General features: G+C 42.5%; 23 protein-coding genes and 2 pseudogenes. 8 read left to right on the forward strand and 17 right to left on the reverse strand.

Going from position 1 to position 21,617, the window contains the following annotated elements; genetic code table 11:
• Nucleotides 1–10: 10 nt before the first annotated feature.
• The 11 genes from Q8M75_RS01535 to Q8M75_RS01585 all read right to left on the reverse strand — a co-directional run bounded on the left by Q8M75_RS01535 (nt 11) and on the right by Q8M75_RS01585 (nt 10,964).
• Nucleotides 11–3,133 carry an efflux RND transporter permease subunit gene (locus Q8M75_RS01535; RefSeq protein WP_305485455.1) on the reverse strand — a complete coding sequence of 1,041 codons (3,123 nt, stop codon included), beginning with the start codon at nt 3,131–3,133 and terminating at the stop codon, nt 11–13.
• 10 nt (nt 3,134–3,143) lie between these two features.
• Complete coding sequence (locus tag Q8M75_RS01540) at nt 3,144–4,184, reverse strand: efflux RND transporter periplasmic adaptor subunit (protein WP_305485457.1); 1,041 nt, start codon at nt 4,182–4,184, stop codon at nt 3,144–3,146.
• Nucleotides 4,181–4,759: a hypothetical protein gene (locus Q8M75_RS01545; RefSeq protein WP_305485459.1), complete on the reverse strand. Its 579-nt coding sequence runs from the start codon at nt 4,757–4,759 to the stop codon at nt 4,181–4,183. The genes Q8M75_RS01540 and Q8M75_RS01545 overlap by 4 nt, the downstream gene beginning before the upstream one ends.
• Before the next feature lie 13 nt (nt 4,760–4,772).
• A complete protein-coding gene (locus Q8M75_RS01550; protein ID WP_305485461.1) occupies nt 4,773–6,056 on the reverse strand; it encodes a TolC family protein in 1,284 nt (427 codons plus the stop codon).
• 70 nt (nt 6,057–6,126) lie between these two features.
• Nucleotides 6,127–6,462, reverse strand: a complete 336-nt coding sequence (locus Q8M75_RS01555) for a hypothetical protein (protein WP_305485463.1) — start codon at nt 6,460–6,462, stop codon at nt 6,127–6,129.
• 457 nt (nt 6,463–6,919) lie between these two features.
• Nucleotides 6,920–7,393 (reverse strand): DUF411 domain-containing protein, encoded by a 474-nt coding sequence (locus Q8M75_RS01560; protein WP_371131725.1) that lies wholly within the window; start codon nt 7,391–7,393, stop codon nt 6,920–6,922.
• A gap of 30 nt (nt 7,394–7,423) precedes the next feature.
• Nucleotides 7,424–7,702 carry a copper-binding protein gene (locus tag Q8M75_RS01565; protein ID WP_305485465.1) on the reverse strand — a complete coding sequence of 93 codons (279 nt, stop codon included), beginning with the start codon at nt 7,700–7,702 and terminating at the stop codon, nt 7,424–7,426.
• Entirely contained in the window at nt 7,699–8,175 is a 477-nt protein-coding gene (locus tag Q8M75_RS01570) for a cupredoxin family protein (RefSeq protein WP_305485466.1), read from the reverse strand. The genes Q8M75_RS01565 and Q8M75_RS01570 overlap by 4 nt, the downstream gene beginning before the upstream one ends.
• A gap of 9 nt (nt 8,176–8,184) precedes the next feature.
• Nucleotides 8,185–9,588, reverse strand: a complete 1,404-nt coding sequence (locus Q8M75_RS01575; protein WP_305485469.1) for a multicopper oxidase family protein — start codon at nt 9,586–9,588, stop codon at nt 8,185–8,187.
• Between the two features lie 3 nt (nt 9,589–9,591).
• Entirely contained in the window at nt 9,592–10,563 is a 972-nt protein-coding gene (locus Q8M75_RS01580; RefSeq protein ID WP_305485471.1) for a hypothetical protein, read from the reverse strand.
• A gap of 56 nt (nt 10,564–10,619) precedes the next feature.
• Nucleotides 10,620–10,964, reverse strand: a complete 345-nt coding sequence (locus Q8M75_RS01585; RefSeq protein ID WP_305485474.1) for a hypothetical protein — start codon at nt 10,962–10,964, stop codon at nt 10,620–10,622.
• A 105-nt stretch (nt 10,965–11,069) separates the two neighbouring features.
• On the opposite strand from Q8M75_RS01585, the gene Q8M75_RS01590 reads away from it, so the two are divergent.
• Nucleotides 11,070–11,420 carry a DUF3147 family protein gene (locus Q8M75_RS01590; RefSeq protein ID WP_305485477.1) on the forward strand — a complete coding sequence of 117 codons (351 nt, stop codon included), beginning with the start codon at nt 11,070–11,072 and terminating at the stop codon, nt 11,418–11,420.
• A gap of 23 nt (nt 11,421–11,443) precedes the next feature.
• Here the strand turns inward: Q8M75_RS01590 and Q8M75_RS01595 are convergent.
• Nucleotides 11,444–11,837, reverse strand: a pseudogene (locus Q8M75_RS01595) (cation diffusion facilitator family transporter); the annotation flags it as partial.
• Between the two features lie 111 nt (nt 11,838–11,948).
• Nucleotides 11,949–12,356 carry a phage integrase SAM-like domain-containing protein gene (locus Q8M75_RS01600; RefSeq protein WP_305485480.1) on the reverse strand — a complete coding sequence of 136 codons (408 nt, stop codon included), beginning with the start codon at nt 12,354–12,356 and terminating at the stop codon, nt 11,949–11,951.
• A 406-nt stretch (nt 12,357–12,762) separates the two neighbouring features.
• On the opposite strand from Q8M75_RS01600, the gene Q8M75_RS01605 reads away from it, so the two are divergent.
• Both Q8M75_RS01605 and Q8M75_RS01610 read left to right on the forward strand, forming a co-directional pair.
• The gene (locus tag Q8M75_RS01605; RefSeq protein WP_305485481.1) at nt 12,763–14,145 is read left to right on the forward strand and encodes a phage integrase SAM-like domain-containing protein; all 1,383 of its coding nucleotides are present in this window, start codon (nt 12,763–12,765) and stop codon (nt 14,143–14,145) included.
• A 50-nt stretch (nt 14,146–14,195) separates the two neighbouring features.
• Nucleotides 14,196–14,669 (forward strand): hypothetical protein, encoded by a 474-nt coding sequence (locus Q8M75_RS01610; RefSeq protein WP_305485483.1) that lies wholly within the window; start codon nt 14,196–14,198, stop codon nt 14,667–14,669.
• A 51-nt stretch (nt 14,670–14,720) separates the two neighbouring features.
• Here the strand turns inward: Q8M75_RS01610 and Q8M75_RS01615 are convergent, their stop codons facing one another.
• Nucleotides 14,721–15,797: a hypothetical protein gene (locus tag Q8M75_RS01615; protein ID WP_305485485.1), complete on the reverse strand. Its 1,077-nt coding sequence runs from the start codon at nt 15,795–15,797 to the stop codon at nt 14,721–14,723.
• A gap of 60 nt (nt 15,798–15,857) precedes the next feature.
• Nucleotides 15,858–16,523, reverse strand: coding sequence for a hypothetical protein (locus Q8M75_RS01620; RefSeq protein WP_305485488.1), 666 nt, complete (start codon nt 16,521–16,523; stop codon nt 15,858–15,860).
• A 121-nt stretch (nt 16,524–16,644) separates the two neighbouring features.
• On the opposite strand from Q8M75_RS01620, the gene Q8M75_RS01625 reads away from it, so the two are divergent.
• The gene (locus tag Q8M75_RS01625; RefSeq protein WP_305485490.1) at nt 16,645–17,604 is read left to right on the forward strand and encodes a hypothetical protein; all 960 of its coding nucleotides are present in this window, start codon (nt 16,645–16,647) and stop codon (nt 17,602–17,604) included.
• Between the two features lies 1 nt (nt 17,605).
• On the opposite strand, the gene Q8M75_RS01630 is transcribed toward Q8M75_RS01625, so the two are convergent.
• Nucleotides 17,606–18,172 carry a site-specific integrase gene (locus tag Q8M75_RS01630; protein WP_305485491.1) on the reverse strand — a complete coding sequence of 189 codons (567 nt, stop codon included), beginning with the start codon at nt 18,170–18,172 and terminating at the stop codon, nt 17,606–17,608.
• Between the two features lie 238 nt (nt 18,173–18,410).
• The gene (locus Q8M75_RS01635; RefSeq protein WP_305485493.1) at nt 18,411–18,866 is read right to left on the reverse strand and encodes a hypothetical protein; all 456 of its coding nucleotides are present in this window, start codon (nt 18,864–18,866) and stop codon (nt 18,411–18,413) included.
• A 1,048-nt stretch (nt 18,867–19,914) separates the two neighbouring features.
• Between Q8M75_RS01635 and Q8M75_RS01640 the strand changes: the two genes are divergently transcribed.
• The 4 genes and pseudogenes from Q8M75_RS01640 to Q8M75_RS01655 form a co-directional block, all read left to right on the forward strand.
• The gene (locus Q8M75_RS01640; RefSeq protein ID WP_305485495.1) at nt 19,915–20,433 is read left to right on the forward strand and encodes a DUF6641 family protein; all 519 of its coding nucleotides are present in this window, start codon (nt 19,915–19,917) and stop codon (nt 20,431–20,433) included.
• A 17-nt stretch (nt 20,434–20,450) separates the two neighbouring features.
• On the forward strand, nt 20,451–20,816 hold the full coding sequence (locus Q8M75_RS01645) for a DUF6876 family protein (protein ID WP_305485497.1): 366 nt from the start codon (nt 20,451–20,453) through the stop codon (nt 20,814–20,816).
• A gap of 29 nt (nt 20,817–20,845) precedes the next feature.
• Complete coding sequence (locus Q8M75_RS01650; protein WP_305485499.1) at nt 20,846–21,031, forward strand: hypothetical protein; 186 nt, start codon at nt 20,846–20,848, stop codon at nt 21,029–21,031.
• Nucleotides 21,032–21,229: 198 nt separating this feature from the next.
• Nucleotides 21,230–21,617 (forward strand): annotated as a pseudogene (locus Q8M75_RS01655) (hypothetical protein); the annotation flags it as partial.

Here is a 21,617-nt window from a genome sequence, read left to right on the forward strand (position 1 = left end):
CCCCTTTAAATTAAAATACTTCGTTAGTTTTCATGTTGCTCAACGCTATTTCAGATGCCTTTTTCCCATAAAGCCAAAACATAATTGGTGTTAAAAAGGTATCTAATAAGGTTGAACTGATAAGCCCAGAGAAAATGACTACCGCTACCGGATGCAATATCTCTGTACCAGGACGCTCTGCCTCAAATAACAATGGCGCCAAGGCAAAAGCTGTAACCAAAGCTGTCATTAATACAGGACTTAAGCGCTCAATTGATCCACGAATAATCATTGTCAGGCCAAACGATTCACCTTCTGACTGCATCAAATTTAGGTAATGGCTAATTTTTAAGATTCCGTTACGCACAGATATTCCTGCTAGCGTGATAAATCCTATTAATGCAGCAATCGAGAGTGGCTGGCCTGAAATCCATAAACCAATCACTGCTCCGACCATAGCCAATGGAATATTAGACATAATCATTAAAGATAAGCGTATGGACTTATAGCGGTTATTTAAAACCGCAAACATCAAAAGAAATGATCCAATTGATAGCAAACCAATTACTTTAGATGCCTCTTCTTGCGCTTTAAATTGACCATCTAAGGTGATAAAGTAACCCTCTGGAAGAGTCTGATTAGAAATAACAGCTCTAATATCAGCCACGATATCCGACAGGGCACGCTTGGAGGCATTAGCCGATAAGACAATTCTTCGCTTACCGCCGTCTCTGCTAATTTGATTTGGGCCGTCCCCATCCTCAATGCTAGTAATTTTTGAGAGTGGAATTTTTCCATTTGGCGTATCAATCAAGATATCAGCAAGACCTTCTAAATTTCTTGCTGAGTCTGGTAGCTTGATCACCAAGGCAAATCGTCGATTACCCTCAATAATTTGTGAAAGTCTCTCTCCCTCAACCATGCCCTGCAAGGTGGCCATAATCTGAGATGTTGAAACTCCGTATTGCGCTGCTTTATCGTAATCAATTCGCACCTTAATTTGTGGTGCTAAAACCTGCTTTTCTATTTCCAAATCAACTAAGCCTTCAATGCCCGCTAATTTGGATCTCAAAAGATCGGCTTGGCTACGCAGTACGTCTAAATCATCGCCAAAAATCTTAATCGCAATTTGCGACCGAACTCCGGAAAGCATGTGATCTATTCGATGTGAGATTGGCTGACCGATCGCAATTGCAGCGGGTAAGTTAACTAATCTTGACCTGATATCTGCCTGTATCTCAGCCATGGAGCGATCTAAATCTCCCGCAGGCTTTAAACCAACATCTAACTCGCTCACATGCACACCTTCCGCATGCTCGTCTAATTCTGCGCGGCCACTCCTGCGTCCAACATAAGTCACTTCAGGAACCTGCCTGACTAACTTTTCTGCTTGGCTAGCTACTCCTGCCGATTCAGAGAGAGAGACACCAGGATTTAAACGCAGTCCGATCAGTAAAGTCCCTTCGTTAAAGGGCGGTAAAAATGAGCTCGCCATAAAGGGAACACTGGCAGCAGCGACTATGACGGATGCAAAAGCATACATCAGAGGCTTTTTAGGCGCCGCTAACAACCTTGATAACTGAACCTCATAATGGCTTTTAAGCCAAGTGACAATCTTTGTATCGTGATCTCTCAGGGACTGCATTGAGGGCAGCAGATAAAAGCAGAGTACTGGCGTGATAGTGACTGAAACTAAAAGTGATGCAAGAGTAGAGACTATAAATGCAATGCCCAAAGGCACAAATAGTCGCCCCTCTATACCTGGTAATGCAAATAATGGGATGAATACCAAAACGATGATGGCTGTAGCGTAGATAATTCCGGTTCTTACCTCAAGCGAGGCGGCTCTCACAATCGCTAGTGGGCTTAATTGGTCTAAAGATGCTTTATCTAGATTTGCTCTAAGGCGACGAATCACGTTTTCCACATCAACTACTGCATCATCAACCAGGCCGCCGATTGCAATGGCTAGGCCTCCTAAGGTCATCGTATTAATTGATAAACCAAAGTACTTAAAAACCAGTGCAGTTAAGAGAATTGAAACTGGAATTGCTGTTAATGAGATCAGGACCGGGCGAATTGTTCCTAAAAAGAAATACAGCACTACAGCAACAAAGATTGATGCGCCGATGAGCTTACCCTCTAAAGTGCTAATGGATGCATCAATAAAGCTCGCCTGCCTAAATGTTACTTTTGGAGCTTCCATGCCAGTTGGCAAGCCCTGCTTTAATTCTGCAATAGCTGATTCAATCTTTTTTGTAAGCGCTACCGTATCTGCTGAAGGTTGTTTTTGTACACCTAGAATGACTGCTGGCCCACCTTCATAACCAGCATCGCCTCGCTTAACTGCTGGTGCAAAAGTAATATCTGCAACTTGCCTTAAAAGTATTGTTTGTCCATTGCGGTTCGATACGGCAATGTTCTTTAAATCTTCAAGGCTAGAAGTTCGCCCTATATGACGAATAAGATACTCACGATTATTAGACTCAAGAAATCCACCAGACGTATTTGCAGAATAGCCCCGCAATGCATCTTCAATCTGCAATATGCTAAGACCTAGCTCCGCCATACGGCGAGTATTGGGTTGCACTTGAAACTGCCTGACTTGCCCGCCAATGGGAATGACTTGCGCTACCCCGGGGATAGCCATCAATCTGGGTCGCAAAACCCAATCAGCATACTCGCGAACCTGCATGGATGAAATCTTAGATTCATCAATCGGAATGGCAATTTGCATAATCTCACCCATGATCGAACTAATGGGTCCCATACGCGAAACAATGCCATCCGGAATTGCTCCGTCCATAGATGACAGTCTTTCTGAAACCATTTGTCTGGCACGATAGATGTCTACAGACCAGTCAAAAGTAACGTATATGAAAGACAGGCCGGCGCTAGATACTGAGCGAATAGCCTCTACTCCCGGTAAACCATTCATAGCCGTTTCGAGTGGGAATGTAATGAGTTGCTCAACTTCCTCTGAAGCCATTCCGCCAGCCTCAGTCATGATGGTGACAGTAGGCTTATTCAGATCGGGAAAGACATCCACAGGCATCTTGCTTAAGGTGTACGCACCATAGACCATAGATATAGCACTGAGCAAAATCACTATCATGCGATTTTTTAAGCTGAAATCTAATAACCAAGTAAACATGTCTTAGTCCTTAACGAATTTGATTGATGAGTGATGCCCCATCAGTAATGACTCGTTCACCATCTTTAATACCGCTTGTAATAACGATGCTCTGACCATCTAAAGGCTCATATACAACCATTCTTGGCTCAAATATTTCTGGGGACTTTTTAATCCAGACAATTGTTTGGTTCGAGCTACTTTTGACTAATGATTTTGAAGGCGCCTTTACTCCAGTGACCTTGCTATCGGTATTTACGAATACTCGAATGGGCTGACCTATGGGTAAAAATTGGAGATCGTCCGATTTAGCAGAAAAAGTGAGGGGCAAGGCTTGCTCTCTGAGGGTCTGTCCACCACCAAGATACTTGAGCTCGATCACTTTGCCATTAACATCCACTTTGCCATCAGCAATGTTCTTACTCAGACTTGAATCATAGGCAAGCGCTTCTATTAATAGCTTGGATGGATTAACGACCTCAAAGATTAGATCTCTTGCTTGCACTACTTGGCCAGATACGACACCCGTAGTAGAAATAATTCCGCTGACTGGGGCTCTTAATTCCTCGTTTGCGACAGCCGCCTCTGCCTCTTCAATAGTCTTACGTGGAACCGTATCGCTAAGATCTCTCAAACGCTTCAGTCGACTTTCCGCAAGTGATCTTGATTTTCCTGGGCCAGCCTCTGGCGTGACATACGCCAAGACATCGCCTTTACTTACCTTCTGTCCGGGCAATGGAAAACCAGCTGGTCCCGGCGTAATACGGCCAGCAACAATCGCCTGCACTTTACCGCCAAAGTTGGGATCCATGATGACTTTTCCAGCTAAATCATAGGTTTTGGCATATTCACCGAACTGGCCAGGAGTTGTCATCACTTGTAACTGGCGTTGCGCAGGCTTGGGAATAAAAAGGCTGCCGTCCGACTGTCTTTTCGGGACGTCGCCCTGAACTTGGGATGCTTCCGACTCACCATGACCCGGCCCAGCATGAACCTTAAAAGCAAATAGCGTCACAGATAAACCAATAAGGACAATAGAGCGAAATCCAAAATCTCTTTGTTTGCGATTCATACCCGCTCCTTTATTTGTTTGATTAATTTTTTTGCATGCGTCATCAACACCTCTTTCTTACGATAAGAAAAATAGGCGACTGCCATCAAGAGGCTGAAATAAAGCAAGATCTTTATTGCTGATTTCCAAGAAATCAATGAGGAGTGCTCAAAGGAACTTAGATCGATAGTGGCTGCTAGTATGTCGGTAACATCATCATCGTTAACCGTGATGGTGATCGCAGTAGGCTGATCTTTAATTTTATTTTTTAGGCGAAAAAGATACTCTCCATCACCATGGGGCTCTGAACTAATTTTAAAGCCCTCAAGCTCAATTTCAACCTTAGCTCCTTTGACCAATTCATTGGAGGAGTAGCGATCTAGGTAGAGTGTGATTTCCTTTCCATTGATCACTCCTACCGCCTCATAGAGATCAGATTCAGCATAAAAGCGAGGTGATGCTTGAGTTTGTATCGTAGTGAGTTTTTCCTCCCCATGATCATGACCAGGCCCTGCATAAGCTACCGATGTGATTGTCAGAGATAGTGCAATTAATAGTTTTGATGACAACTGAGTGTATTTATTTAATAAATTCATAGCTAAAGTGACCTTACTCTGGTAACAGACCTAAAGCCTGTCGTAAATTTGAAACTGAAACTGCATAATTGATTTTTGCAATCGCTGCCTGTCTGCTTGCATCTACTGCTTCAAGCTCAATACGTAATCTTGTAGGTAAATCGGTTTCACCAAGGCGAAATGATTTATCAAAAAATTGACGCGTTTCGTTGGCTAAGTTAGACCTCTTATCTGCAGCGGCAAGCTTCATTTGTGCTGACTTCACCAAAGCCGCATTTGACTCCACATTATTTAATACAGACTCTCGCTCATAGGACAATCGAATCTCTGAATCCACCATCTCAGCAGTAGCACTGGCCAGTCTATTGGTATTACGAGCATCAGAGCCAAAAGGAATCACTAATCCAATAGCTACCGATTGCTGATAGGGAACGCCATAAACTTCACGGCCCTTTGTAGTCCATATCTGCAATTGTGGAGAAGGCCGAGTTTGAGACTTTGCCAAGTCAACTGCCTTTTTAGAAACCTCTAACTGATCTATAAGTGCTGCAACGATTGGCAAACTAGAATCTAGTCCTGATAATTTTTCAGGAACTTTTGGTAACGGTTCAATATTTTTATCTATGTCACCAAATTGAATTTTCCTAAAGTACTCACTTCCCAACAGAGACCTTACCCTTTGCTCAGCATTAATGACATTGGCCTGCGCTTCGACTAAAAAAGCTTCTGATGATGCGAGGGCCCCATTGGCCTGATGAAGATCTGCGCGAGATAAGTCTCCAGCCTTAAATCTCTTTTCAACATCAAGAGCTAAGCTCTTTGCATTCTCATGCCTACGTAGCGCTAAATCAGACTCAATTTTTGATTTCTGATAATTCCAATAGGCATCCCTTACTTCTGCTGCAATTCTCAATTGGGATAGATAGTATTGAGACAAAAGCTTTTTATATTCAGCATCCGCTAAATTAATTGAGCTTGACCGCTCATTCCATAACCACAGCGGGATATTTAAACCCAGTATGGTTTCACTGGCGCCTTGATTACTGTTAGCTCTATCGGTCTTTTGCGACACTTCCACCGAAGCTGGGCTCACCAAAAGGCTGCTAGCAATTTTTTGCCTAGCAAGCGCGGCCTCTACTCGATACTGATAGGACTTAGAGTCAGGTTGGCGCTCCCATGAGGATTCATAGAAGGACTTTAAGGCTGATTCACCTTTGCGCTCACCATTAGCCAGTGCTATTGGCGATCCCAATATAAAAACCAATCCAGTAAATTGAATGACGCAGCGACGAACTACGCCCGAATACTCTCGCAACATAAAAACTCCATTTGTTTATTCAAAACAGAGTTAGCGAGAGGAGAAGAATTAGGTTGAGGCTCTCGCTAACTTAGGCGAGACCGAACCAATTGGGTTTTTCAGGAGGGGGAGGAGAAATATTGACTAAAAACTCCACTCGAGCATCTTCATAATGAAAGATGGTAGTGGCAATTGAAATGGTAAAAGTGGAGTGCAATGCTGGAGAATGCGCCAAATGACAGACTCCACAATCAGAATCGTAGCTTGCAGAATCGCTAGCTGAGGCAATACTGACTGGCTTCTCATGCTCGTGATGTGAAACATGAGAAGCTGCTGCCTGCTCTTCTTGGCAGTAAGCAGAAACCGTAGCATAGGATGTTTGTATCGATAAAGCTAGCAGGGCCAGAATTATCAGGATTTTTCTCATTAGCTAATCATAGTATATTTCTTAGTATTTTGCATTATGAGCTTTCCCACAAACGCCTAATAGATTAACCTTACATAAAGAGGTGCATCAGCAGCTCATACAATTAAAAAACACCCGAAGGTGGTTAGTGTCTCTTCCAGCCGATAGCAATCTTGAATGGACTTTTGCTGTGACAATTCAATTTAGCTCAAACTAGGATGGAAAATACTCAGGACTAACCCTTGAGCATCAACAGAAATGTCGTTTTAAACGACATTGCAAGTATCCACCCTAGATGGTTGGCACGGTTAGGCAGAGTTAGAGCAAATAGACAGCGGTAAGCAAAGTCCGAAAGCGTCAATTACTGTAGGCAACAGTAAACATTAAGACTAGAAAAGAAAAATGGCTACCTAAGCAGTCATTTTGAAGTTCTTGGTGGCCCGGGGCGGAATCGACCAGGGCGTCAGGATATCTAAATCTACTTATAGGTCTGATAGACAGAAGGCTCACCATTCAACCCAATTAATAGAACATCGTATGGATCTTTTTTCCCTTTATATTCAGGACCATCCATGCCAGGCGATCCCAATGGCATTGCCGGAACCGCTAAACCCAATACCTTTGGCTTTTCTGCTAGAAGGCGCTTAATTTCTCTCGCTGGGACATGACCTTCGATTGCATAACCATCAATGACTGCGGTATGGCAAGACCCAAACTGAATGGGCATACCCAGCTTTTGGCGCATTTCAGTATTGCCGATATCAATTGCCTTTACATTAAAACCATTTTTTTCTAAGTACGCCGCCCAATCTTTACAGCAACCGCATTTTGGGCCGCGCCACATCGTAATAACTGGCTTTTCAGTCACAGCAAAACTCAATGTCGGCAATAAAGCTAGGCCAAAAGAAATAAGCCTTCTTTGTTGATTTACCAATCTAACAGTTTTCATCATTTCATCTTTAATTAAATTCAACTAGGCCCCCTACTGAACTTTTCTAAACTGCTTTGCGAATAGCTTAGTGCCTTTTTGCTCCGCTACAAATTCAACTTGATCCCCAGGGTTAACTCCCTTTAAAACTTCTGTAGTCTCAACATTAAAAACCATGGACATCGGCGCCATATCAAGATTTTTAATTTCCTCGTGCTTGATGGTCACTTTCTTATTTTCAGCATCAACACGACGAATTTCGCCTTTAGTCCACTCGGTAGCTCCAACAGCAAAACTTACTAAACACATCATTAAGGTTATTATTTTTTTCATTGCTGTACCTCAATCTTTCCAACCATTCCAGCCTGATAGTGCCCGGCAATCAAGCAAGCAAAATCAAAACTTCCAGCACGATTAAATTTCCAAATAATCTCACCCTTTTTACCGGGTGAGATATGTGCCATATAGGGTTCATCATGCTCCATATTGGGATGCTTTACCATCATCTCGGCATGCTTATCAAGCTTTTGCTTTGTGCCAATTACCATTTCGTGTAGTAGCTTTCCGTTATTTTTAATCTCAAAACGTATAGTTTCACCAACCTTGATATTAATTTTTTCTGGCTTAAATTTCATATCATCACCCATTGATATAGCAATGGTTCGATCCACTTCATTCTTTGTGCCGCCAATACCCCACTCCTCTTGTTGAAAGGATGCCTGTTGATTCATTTTTTTATGCTGATCCCCATGAGCAAAGCTAAGCTGAGATATTGCTAAACCAATCATTAAATAAATTATTTTCATTTTTTGCTCCTAGTGTTTGTGATTATTAGTACCTGGCTTTTTAACCTGTACTTCTACCTCGGGTTTGGGTTGAACGCGATTCATCGCTGATTCGCCAGCATTATTACTGCGCTTGGCTGCGGGCATGGCGCCCTTCCACTCATACGCCCTAGTGCCTGCTGGCTGTTTAAACCAACCAGAATTTTTATAGTCGTTAGGCGCTTGATCTTTCCGAACCTTTAATACAGTAAACATGCCACCCATTTCAAGCGAGCCATAAGGGCCATCACCTGTCATCATTGGTATGGTATTAACGGGCAATGGCATCTCCATCTCAGTCATGTCAGCCATACCTCGCTCACCCATAGCCATATAGTCTGGAATAATTTTTTTTATCTTTCCAGCTAATCCGCGATGATCAACCCCAATTAAATTAGCCAGATCGTGACCCATCGCATTCATGGTGTGATGGCTTTTATGGCAGTGAAACGCCCAATCGCCCTCTTCATCTGCTAAGAATTCAATTTGGCGCATCTGCCCTACAGCAACATCAGCTGTAACTTCATACCAACGACTTGCTTTTGGAGTGGGCCCACCATCTGTGCCCGTAATTTGAAATTCATGGCCATGAAGATGTATTGGATGGTTTGTCATCGTCAAATTACCCACACGGATACGCACTTTGTCGTTCAAGCGGACATTCAATGTGTCTATTCCAGGAAAGACTCGGCTATTCCATGCCCAAATGTTGAAGTCCAACATCGTTGCTGGTTTTGGGGTGAAGCTTCCTGGATCGATATCGTAAGCGCTCAACAGAAAACAAAAATCACGATTAACTTCATCAATGTCGGGATTCTTGACTTTTGGATGCGTTACCCAAAAACCCATCATGCCCATTGCCATTTGAGTCATCTCATCGGCATGCGGGTGGTACATAAACGTCCCAGGACGCCGAGCGGTAAATTCATAAACGAAAGTTTTGCCTGATGGAATCGCTGGCTGATTTAAACCAGCTACACCATCCATACCATTTGGCAAACGCTGGCCGTGCCAATGAATTGATGTGTGCTCTGGCAGTTTATTGGTAACAAATATTCTCACCTTGTCTCCTTCAACAACCTCAATTGTTGGGCCAGGCGACTGTCCGTTATATCCCCATAAATGTGCTTTAAATCCTGGGGCCATTTCTCGCACTACAGGCTCAGCAACAAGATGGAATTCTTTAACGCCATTGTTCATTCTCCATGGCAAGGTCCATCCATTTAAAGTCACAACTGGGTTGTACTCACGGCCATTCTTGGGAAACAGTGGGTTTTGTGTAGTGGGGCTGGTTTGAATAACGGGCTCCGGTAAGCTAGCTAAGGCGTAACGACTAACTCCAGCGGCTGCCATAGTTACTGCCGCACCACTTAAAAATGCTCTACGTGAATTCATGACTTACCTCGCATTAATGTTAGAAAAATCCATCTGGGCATCAATTAGCGCCTTTTCTAGGCGTGCCGATTGGATTAAAAAGGCTGTATTTGCGTCGATGTACTGCATCACTGTCTTACGCTGATCCTCAGCATCTTCAAGCAAATGAAACACATCAATGAGCATGCCGTTGTATCTCAGTAAATTCTCTTCAGAAATTTTCTTTTGGTTCGGCAAAACTTCTGTTTGATAAGTCTTTACCTTTTGAAATCGCTCTAGGTAGTTTTCATAGGCAATACGTGCGTTAGAACGAGCTTGAACGGTAGCTGGACTGTTGATGTCACCCAAGTCAATAGCCCCCCTCTCTTTGTCATTTAATTTCCTCGCATCTTTTGGGGGAGTTGGCAAGCGATTATCTACGTCTAATTTAAGGTTGCGCTGATCAAAGTTCATCCGCTGAATAAAACGCTCGGTTGCTTCTTTGGTTTTCGCTTGTAAAGACTGCATTTCTAGCTGGGTCTTTAGCAGTTCTTTTTGCTGTTTAAGCTGCCCGAGTTGATTGATATTGCCAACCTTTTGCATCCGATTGGTGAGTTCTGAGGCTGCCTGAACAGCATCTACAACATCTGCCATGTATCTTGATTTCTCTTTAAGAGCCACTAGCTCGTAATAGGACTTGGTGGTTTCATAGATGATGGTGTAGCGTTGTTGAAGTGCTGAGCGCTGTGCTGGGGTTAACAAATAGAAATTCTGGATTGATTCCGAACCGGGTAAGTAATTGGTCCAATCCAGCTGTTGGCTAAGAGAACGCTCGATCGCCTGACTTAGCGAATAAGTAGAACCTTGGGGTAAGGCTTGCACTGGGACCTTTTCTTTGGCGTAAGTACGCCAACCCCCAATTTCACCAACCAGATTATTTTGCTCAACCCATGAAGATGGATTAGCAAATGCCTGAGATATAGCAAGGCTTAGTACAGCAATAACAATTTTTTTCAATTTAACTCTCCAATAAGAATGTAGCCCAAATTTTGGGCGGACTTATGCTAGAAGAGTTAAAGAATGGGTGGTTTGATTAGAGCAGAGAGATCACGACTAGCAAAACTAGCCTTACCGGAATTAAAAAACGCAGTAAATGTGATTTGATTGAAGCTGGAATGAGTGGGGATGAAGCCAAATCCAACACAAAGTGCGCAGGAGTTACAACCATTACCCTCGGACTGAGCGCTTAGTTTGAAACCCTCCTCATTTGAAGCTGAGGCTTGATGGCAATTATGAGAAATTTCTTGTGCCGCCACACCAGTCATATTAGTTTGATGTTTAAATGACATGTCTAATCCCGCCCATGCCTGGACTGGCAAAAGCGATACCATCAAAATTAAAAATATCTTTCTCAACATATGTACCATTATAGCACCATTTTTAACTTAATGCATAGGCAATACATATTGCTTATTAAATATTAATTTTCGCCATTATTTACTCTAAATCATTAAGGGGCCATTATGGCTTGGATCATCACCAAATACTTACTAACAGCAGGAATGGTTGTGCTCATCTCTGAGGTTGCCAAACGCAGTGATAAGTTGGGTGGCTTTATTGCGGCATTGCCACTGATGACCTTATTAACTCTTGTATGGCTTTACATAGAAAATCAACCTGAAGAGAAAATAGCTAATCACGCCTATTACACCTTTTGGTATGTAATTCCTACGCTACCAATGTTTTTAATTTTTCCTTCTTTGCTGCCAAGATTGGGGTTTTGGCTGTCAATAGTGATTTGCCTTCTAGTCACGGTTGTCTGTTTTGGCCTGTTTGCCTTGTTAATGAAGAACTTTGGAGTTGAGTTGTTGTGATTTGATGTTAATGACGAAAAAAACTAAACAGGATCAATATGCGTCATCACATTGAGTACTGGTAAGTCTTTCATGATTTGATTTCTTGCCGCTAGGGCTATGTCATGGCCTAGCTGAACTGTTGAATTGGCATCCACTTTAATATGAACATCTACCAAGATCATATCGCCCATCTTACGGGTTCTCAAATCATGAAACCCTTTAACGCCATGTGTTGATCTAATGATTTCCTCTATTTTGTGATGCTCCTCTGCGGATACAGCCCTATCCATCAAATCATGGAGAGCATCCCAGCTAAACTCCCATCCAGCTTTTCCGACCATTAAACCGACAATCAGTGCACCAACGGAATCCACCCAATAGAGCACCTCCAATACCAACTGCTACAACTAATGATGAGGCCGCATCTGATCTGGCTTTTACACTCTCTATTAACGATGGCGTTACCACTGCCATGTGGCGCTTAGTCTCACCCTCCCCTTTAATCCGTAGCCCCCTAAAAGGACTTAAGCGATCAATATCTAAGAATCAGAAAGCTAAATTGAGTATGGCGTTAAGGCAGTTATGGTGTTTGCGAATACTGGACGGACTAAGACCTCTTTGTAATTGGTGATCTCTGTAAGTAGTGATATGCCAGTGCTTTAGCTCGTCCAATGGCAAATCACCATAAAGATCACAAAAGTAGTTGAAATACCGCGTAGCGTCATCTCGAAACCGCTTGCGGTGAGAAGACTTGCTTTCAGCTAGGTAAATCTCAAATGCAGTACTAAAAGTAGGTCTTTTGCCATTAGGCAGGGCTGAAAAATGATTGGCCACCAATTTACCTAAAAATTCTTCATCAAACGGAACTCCATTGACATTGACCATTCTCTGGACATCAGATTCCTGAGTTTGGGTTTCAAATTGCTCAAAACTACGCACTAATTCCAACGACATAAGTTCTCCAAAAAATGAAATTAGTCAGTAGTAATGTAGTTTCAGATTTTGGGAATTCCTACCGAATTTTTTAGGGTTGAAACGTTCGAAATCCGGTCCACAGATTCGAACTTTGCACCAAAATGCAATCGCACAGTCAATCGCACAGAGACTTTTTAGTCATACAAACTATTGATTTATATGAGTTTTTGAAGAGCAACGACTTCTTTTAATCCGTTGGTCGCGAGTTCGAATCTCGCCCGACCCACCAAGAATTAGCTGTAGAAACAATGACTTGCTAACCGCAGGTCATTTTTTTTGCCTATTTTTTGTGCAATTTTCAATCGCACACCAATCGCACACTTCAATTATTTGCTTTTCATTCTTAAAAATGGTAAAATAAAAGCATTAGTGAGAAAACCCTAGAATGCGCGCCACTGCTGACTCCACGGTCGTTTTAAGACCCCATGAACTGCGTTTGAAACGCCGTTCGAACTCCAGCACATGGCAGATTCATTACAAAATTGGCTCGAAGAAAACTTGGTACAGAACAACCAGTAAAACCAGCGATTTGGCCACCGCAAAACAGGTCGCAGAAGACCTCTTTCACGAAGCCAGAGTACTCGAAAAGCGCGGATTATCGGTGGTTAGTAAGAAGTTCAAAGCAGTCGCTGAAGTGGTTAGTAGCAGCCTTAAGGAGCAAGTTAAGGCTGGGACAGGCAAAAAGACCTACGCAGACTACTATCGCGCCATCGATACTTACCTTATCCCCTTCTTTGGGGCTCACCATATCGACAACGTAACGCCAGCCCTTATCTCCGACTTTCACCGTTGGCGTACTGAGAAAGTGGGCTATGAACTCAAAGCCTCTACTCAAAATAATCACAATGCTGCTCTCAATTATGTATTTGATTACGCCATTGAAAAAGGCTATATGAGTGAAAGTCAGCGGCCTAGCACCAAGAACACAGGTGAAGCTACTGAGGCACGCGGCATCTTTAGTACGGATGAGTTGGTAGAGCTTCAGCAATTCATTCATAAATGGACTACTGAAGGCAGGGCTTCTAAGTCACGCTACTTACGTGAGCTACTTGGCCTCTACATTACATTTATTGCCTGTACTGGCGTGCGTCCCGGTACTGAGACCAAAGAACTCAAATGGAAGCACATTGAGTTTATTCAAAAACCCAGTATGCGCGTCATCCATATAACCCTACCGCAAGGTAAGCGTGGTAGCCGCGAGTTAGTGGCTCGCAATGAACTCTGGCCATTACTAGATAAGCTACGTGAACTGCAACCGGAATACAAAGACATGACGCTTGAAGAGCTCATTGCCAAGAAAGAAGATAAGCATATCTTCCGTATGCGCGATGGCACCATGCCTTATAACTTAGTCAATGCTTTTGGGGATTGCTTAAAGGAGTCTGGCTTAGATAAAGGCGATAAGGATGGCAAACCTAGAAGCTTGTATAGCCTGCGTCACTACTATGCCACGCAGCGAGTACTCGAGGGATTAGACTTTGGGCAGCTTGCTAAACAGATGGGCACTTCAATACTAATGATTGAGCGGCACTATAGCCATTTAAAACCCTTGATGATTGCCGAGCAATTAGCAGGCAAGATTCCTGACGATAAAACAGCGCAGGCAGATGAGATCCTGCGTTACATGAACGCAAGTCCAGTACGCAATGATGTGATTAGTTTGGTGGGCGCCAGCACAGGGGTGTATTTGCCCTTAGTGGAAGCCAATTCAAAAGCCACCAAAGAATTAAAAGACGAACTCAATAAAGCATTAGGTAAGGCAGCCTAAATCATGAACACTTCCTACCAAATGCAATACCTCACGGCTATGGTGATCAGATGACACCTTTTATCCAGACCTACTTTGAACGCAAAGCCAATGGCGCTTTAAAACAGAGCTTAGAGCGAGCTTGCGACCTATCACATTTCAAGCAAGTAAAAGTGCGGCTTGAAGCTGGTGAAGATTTAAGTAAAGAGCTACCGCAGCTTAAAAGGCTTTCCAAGAAAGATGCTCTAGTAATAGTTAAGACATTGATTAAACGTTGCGATACAGATTTAAACGACTATTGGACCTTGCCCAAATCAACCGAAGCCAAGCTCATAGTTGCTCACAAGTCTTATAAAGGCGAACTAGTCCCTCGCTTTACTGCTAACTATCAATTTAAAACGCAGCTTGGTCAAGTAGAGATCAAAGTGACTACACAAGGCAGATATGTATTTGTATCGCCCAGCACAAAGGATATAAAAAAGGCCAACATTGAGTTGGCCTTAAGGGAAGTTGATAAGCAGCTGACTTTAGTAGCGTTTAGGTAACGATACAACCGTTACTTTACGTAACGGCTGCCTGATTGCCCACGTTCTTACCTAGGTATTTTCTAATACACGTTCATCTTTATTGCAATGTGCTCCAAGCGCGTGCGTATTGATGTCCTCAGTATTGTCCGTAAATTCAGTGACGTCCACTACATCAGCAATATCAGTGGTACCGGAGCCATCAAGCGTATGCTCTATCTGACCGTCTTCTGTGTCCAGCACCTCCTCTACAGTCTCAAATAAAGTATTAAAGTGCGCCTCCTGCTCAGGCGATAATTTTGAGCCCTCAGTAACACGGTTTAAAAAGATATCTACGTTTTCATCCCAAACTTTACCCGGTACAAGAGGTCCTAAGCCCAGATCATCCAAAGTAGCCTCCCCTGCCCGTAGTTTGTCTCTGAGTTCATCGGCCCTAGCCCGCAATGCTTTTATTTTTGGTCTGACCTGATCAATATCTTTACAGAGATTTGTAGCTAGTTTTTTAAGTACGAAATTTTCTAGCTCTGTCTCGGCTGGCAATTTACACACCACGTTATAGCTGCCATTGACCTGTGTGCAAACCAAGTACTCAAACTCGCAATTATCACTGTAAATACCATCAAACTCTTTTGGCGCCGGAAAACGTGCAAAAGGTACGTAGCTTCGCGACTGTAAAAATTCTCGGGTGAGTAATAGTCGCTCATCCTCAAGTTGCTGCTTTAATGCAGCTGCTGGATTTTCTTCTACACCTAATTTCAGTTTTTCAAGACCGCCTTTGCTGCTTATTAAATCCGGCAGTTCTGCAGCTTTATAGTGGCACGCCATCGCAGTCTCGATTGCCCTGCTATAGACATGTGCTGTTTTACGGTCAGCCCTCGTAATGTATTTGACCAGTAAAGCAACATCGCTGGTATTTTCTTGCACCTTAATGTTTGATTCTTTGAGCTTATACCGTAGGTTGAAGAATAGATCTTCCTTATCTGGGCTAGCTTGGAACTGTTCAGCCAATTCCATGATTTTGGATAGCAGCTGATAGAGCTTTCGTCTGCCAGTAACTATGTATTGGTCATTGAATAAATCGTGCTCTATGGCCAACTCTTCAGCTTGGCTGATTAATGATTTGTTCACTACTAATTGATCGTTGTTCATTTTGATTTCCTTATTGAGTTTATATAGGCAGCGCCAGTAGCGGCGCTGCCTTCATTACTATTAGTGATAGTGATAGGTGTTAGGACGTAATGGGCTTTCAGAGTTCATTCCCGAAGGGCCGTTGTATTTGATGCCCAAGCGTTCGCATGCCTCGATTAATGCATTGCCAATTTCTGAGTCATCAAATGAGAAACCAAGCTCCTCAAATACGATGCTAGATGCCTCCTGCATAATCCAGACGTCGTCTTCCGTGAGCGGAATTTGATTGGCGATCTTAAATGACGCTTGATGCACTTTATCTATGCAGTCCGAGCACATATTCGCCTCAAGGCATTTCATGATTGGTTCAAAGTCGGATTCATCTTCACTGCATTCATCCGTAAATCCCAATGCCATATTCATATGATCGACCAAACCATCTCGATCACTGAATTTCATGCCATAGCGCTTGGCCGCCTTCATGCGTGCTTTTGTTACCTGCGAATCCTTTAAGCAGATACCATGCACGTCCATGGTGAGTTGATCAATGCGATCAAGTACCTTTAGGTCTTTACGGTTCAATTTTTCACTTTGATTGACCTTGTTAATAGCTTTTGTATAAAGCGCCAATTCCGCCTGGCTTAAGCCTTCCTCAATAGTGCTATGAACATCTAGCAATCTAATTCCAGTGCCGGACAACATGATTTTGTCTGCACTAACCATCCCAAATTTCACTGTATTTCTCATCTTTAATTCTCCTCATTTATGGTCTAGACACTATGTTTCGATCCATGAATTGAGTGTAAAATTTATTAGCAACTATTTGATTTGACTGTTTATTGTCACTGTTAAGTGTTAATATATTTGAATGGCTACAGCACCAAAAAACACTTCTATCCCAGGTCGAACTACCAAAGATTGGTCGACTAAAGGCATACAGGGTTATGTCATGCTCATGTTGGAATTTTTGCGGATTAGCCCAAGCTATGCCTTAGCGCATGAGATTAGAACTAAAAAGATAGCTCCATCAAAACAAGCTCCGCTCATTATCAAGCTATACCGAGATACGGATAAACCGCTCACCAAACAAGCAGAGCGCGATGTGATTAAAGACTTTGATCGGGTGCTATCGACCTACGATGAATATGGAGATATCTTTCAATGTTCATTTGATGAGTGGTGGGCCAGCCGGGGACTAGCGATATATGGATCACCGTATAACAAACCAATCGTTAAGAAGATTGCCGGCATGAGTCAAGGCGAGGAATACGAACCTCTCTTCGGACGAGCACTAGAGCATTACTTTCATAAGCAGCGAGCTGGTGAAGGCAATCCACCGGCGTTACTGTTGGCCGTGCCGCTAGGGCAACCCAAAAGGCAATTGCTCGCACGCATATCTAAACTAATAGATGATGAGGGAGTACCTCTACCAAGCAAATCCCAAAGGGCCATTAAACCCCTGGCTGCTAAACGTTTACGCTCAAAGCCACTCTTTACCATGCTGTATATATTGATGGCGAGAACCCAGTACCCCCAATTACCATTATGGCGGATTGGTAAAAATGTAGGCGTCAGTCAAAAATACGCCCAAACAGAAATCACCCTCAATAAAAAACGTCTACAAGATGCTGATGCTAAGATTCATTTGAGCATTTTGACAAGTCGCTATCTACTCAAAGCCAAATGCGTTGCTGAGCAAGCGGCGCGAGGACAGTTTCCCAGTTCGTCCAAGTTGGTACTGCCCACATTTGATCTAGATGCTATATTTAAGCGATTACAGGCAAGATATCCGCAGCTCAAAGCAAATAAACCCACTAAATCAAAATAGCTTAGATGAGCTCCACGGCATTACGCAAGATATCAGGACGGGTATCGATATAGCGCTGTGTTGTGCTCATTTGACTGTGCCCCGCTAACTGCATCATTACCCTTACCGATACGCCCTTTTCACTAAGTCGTGTCAAAAAGCCACGACGGCCGCTATGGCTGGTAGCGCCATTTAGTCCTGCTTGACGATATAGGCCATTAATCACATGAGTAAGCGTGTTTGGCGTAAAACCATAAGCCCTTTGCGTGGGAAAGAGTGGACGATTCATGTCTTTTGGTGGATGCGCTGCAATATAGACGGCAAGTTCATGTTGCATCCGCTCCGATAACAGCACCACCCTACTTTTAGAGCCCTTGGTCTGATTGGCTGCTAAGTGAATCTCACTTAATACTTGTTTATCCGCGTTTAAAACGTCGCTGTAGCGCACGCTAGAAACTTCACCTATACGCATACCCGCCCAGTGCGTTAACAGCAGTATGGCGCGATTACGCACTGCTGCTTTGGTGCTTGCTGCGTACTCCAGTGCCCGCTGTAGCTCCGTATCACTTAATGTTTTTGCTTGTGCCATGGTCTCTCCTTGTGTTGCCATCTATGTACTTATATTTTGTAGTCAAAAACGTCCTATTCCTACCGAAAATGACCACAAATACACTCAGATTGATGGGTTTTTCAAGTGAAAATGACAAAAAAATATCCGCTTGATTTTCAGTTGGTTACAAGCACTCAACACTTTACGTAAGTAATGTGTTGAGTGGAAATATCATGGCTTTTGATGGAATTTCGTGGCATTTCTGCCACGAAACCGTCTAAACAGAATAGTTTTTTGCAAAATTCTCGAGCACATCCATCATGTCATCGAGATCAATGTCTTGAGAAGTATTTTCAAGATCTTCTATTTCCCATTCACCCTCATTTTCACCATCTTCAATTTCTTGATCGCTACGATCCTGATTCTTTAAAAACCAAGCTCTTGCACATACTTCTTCATTAGGACGATGCATAATGCCAAATGGAGAAAGTTGATGTTCTGGGAAATTAAATCCTTTAACTCCAGAATTTAGATGAATAAAGATGCAATATTCTTCAACATTAGTATTGTCGTCCTGTTGTGTATCTTCATTAAAGCCATATTTGTTAAACATCACCTTAATCTCAGGAAAATCCGAGATATCCTCACCTATTGTTGGATTTTCGGAATCGCGCCAAGATGATTCAAGTAGCATTTGAATTATTTCACTGTATCTATCGAAATCGTAAGCCATTTTTTCTCCATTAACCTTATTAAAATTTATATTGATAAGCTGAAATCAAAACATTCACCAAAACTGTATTGCTTATTTAAGTTCAACCCGCAGAACTTACCACCTACCGCATCTCTCTCAGCATAGAATTTACAGGAATGCGCATAAGCACTTGAATAGTTTTGTATATCTAATTGATTGACTCTCATTTCAAACCTTTAATTTAAAACAGCGAAATTGCTGTAAAGGTATTTTCTTATTATTAGCACTTATTACTAATTGACAATTAATAATCAATATTAAATGCTAATATTTTTTAATCAATTTTAAAGCCCTTAAGTTATATGGTGAACCAAGTTCACCAGCTCTTCGCTTACGCTCATCGCATTTTTCTTCTTTTTTAATGTTTTTTATAATTATGATTTGGAATATTAAATCTTTATAGATCTTTCACTAGGAAGCACAAGTCAAGCCCTGTTAAAGGGCTCAACTCATGCCCACCTCTTTCACTGAGGTTTTCAACTGATATACACACAACTTGCTAGTGCAAGATAGGTAGGTATTGCTATCACCTATTACGTGCCGTCATACGCAGCTAATTTGCGGTCTATATCAGGAACCCTTGCAAACTAGCTTGTGGGTTTATTTCATTGGCTTTCCCACTCACTTTCAGCCTAGACGAATTAATCAATAATTCGACAATTTAGCCTACATTGACGTATTACTACGCTACCAACAAATACAACATCGCAAACGGTACTGCCACACAGGGGCGTCGTTTAATGCATCTAGCCATTACAGCTAGGTAGTGCGATGAGGCCAGATAGTAAGGGATCTGAATTGCTTACCGTCACACATCAGAACGGGTTTCGCAGCACTATTACCTTCGGCGTGCCAACCTTTAAGCCTTACTTTGATAGTTTTATTTAGCTTGAACATAAAGATCCGCAAAAAAAGGTGATGTGTGTTCTAAGACCTAAAAAAAGCTCAAAAACGGCCTTTTTTCGGTTGTCCAAAGGGGTTTTCTGATCATATTGTTGCGTTGTCCTAATAACTTATAGAGAACACGATGGCAACACTAGAGAGCCTGAATACCCTTAAATTGACCGATGCAAAACGGCCTAAAAACCAACCCCCTATCATGCAGCGCAGAAACAAGCTGATTAGCAAGTTATGGGAACAGCTGGAATTAGCCAAAGCTAGGTATACGGGCAACGACTTTGTCATTAAGCGCTATAAAAACGTCAAAGATCTAGAGGGCAATATCAAGAGCATCGAAAAGCCCAAGCGCATAAAACCCTGGTGGTTTACCAGCAGCTCAGGAGCACTCTGCATCAATGTGTTTTATGGCAGCATGGTTTTAGAGCTGGCTAAAGAAAAAACCGCTATAGAGGCCGCTAATTTAGAAAATGTCATTGAGGTCTTAGAGCTTCTAAAACACGAAGCTGAGATCGGTACGTTTGATGCGGCAATAGAGGCAGCTAGCTTGCAACTGCGAAGTCGCTTTGAATTAAAAATCCCTAAAACGAGTCAAAAGAGCAAGGTTTTGACCGATTCCATTGCGCAAACCGCATTCATAAATAAATGAAGTGAGGCATAGCAAAAATGAATCTATCTAAAACCCAGCTTTTAAATCATTTGGAGCAGTTTTATGGCACGCAGTACTACTATCCACTGTGGCCTAAAGTCTTTCTAACGGATGGTGCACAGTTTTTGGCACAAGAAGCGGCCTGCTATTGGCTGATGGACGCAATTACCAGCCATATTGTCCATTTACCAAAAGCAGAAATATTTGTCAGCTGTAAGTTGACTGTGAATGACGGTAAGGCTGAGCTATTACTCGATGATGGCAATGGCAACGTACTAGCCACACAGAAAATAGCCTATACGACCTTTCCCCTGGACTCCATAGCACTCTATGCCTCCTGGGATAGTGAACGCTGGATCTTAATGCTACCCACTGAATATTGATAACTAAAAGCCAGCAGATAAATATCTGTATGCGATTTTATGAATTCCAATCCTTGCCAACTAAACCCTTAACCCCAGCACAGGCGCGAATCAAAGCCCTAAAAGATCAGGCCAAACGTGCTCAGGCAGCAGTCAAAGCGGAGCGAGCTCGGCAAAAGATTCAAGCTGGACAATTGGACTTGGCTAAAGGATTTGATACCAAAAATTCAAAATAGCTCAATCTACATGTTTACCCTTATTAATTCCAGCAATTAGCTACAAAAAAAGTACTCTTGTTCTACTTGAACCAACTTATATTGGAATAGCAATAATTTCATATTATTGATGCCAATCATTGCAATCAAAGTTGTTATTTATTCTGCTTATTTATTGTAAATTTTGTAATTATTAAAGTTTAATGAAAACATATCAACGTGGTTGAACTTAAGAACGCATTCGCGAAAGAATTTAGGCGCTGCTTAATAGCCCACTACGGAAAAGTACCTAGTTGCGCGAAAATTGCTAGGGACTTTACCCTTATTGCCCGTGAATTAGAGCCAGTCTCTGTTGAAACCGTTCGAAAATGGTTGCTCGGAATAAACATGCCGCACAGTGCAAGAATGCGTACTTTAGTTGTATGGCTTAATTTAAAAGTTGATGTTCTAGACGGCCCCCATTTGAATCACACCGTGAGCTTAGCACCAGCTCACCAAAATGGAAAAGCGAGTACGCCAAATGCCGCCAAGCTATTAGATTTATTTGATCAATTAAATTCAAATGCGCAACAAACGGTTTTAGAGATAGCGGAGCTGTATAAAAACT

Origin of the sequence: Polynucleobacter sp. (assembly GCF_030693775.1) — a bacterium.
Classification (GTDB): domain Bacteria; phylum Pseudomonadota; class Gammaproteobacteria; order Burkholderiales; family Burkholderiaceae; genus Polynucleobacter.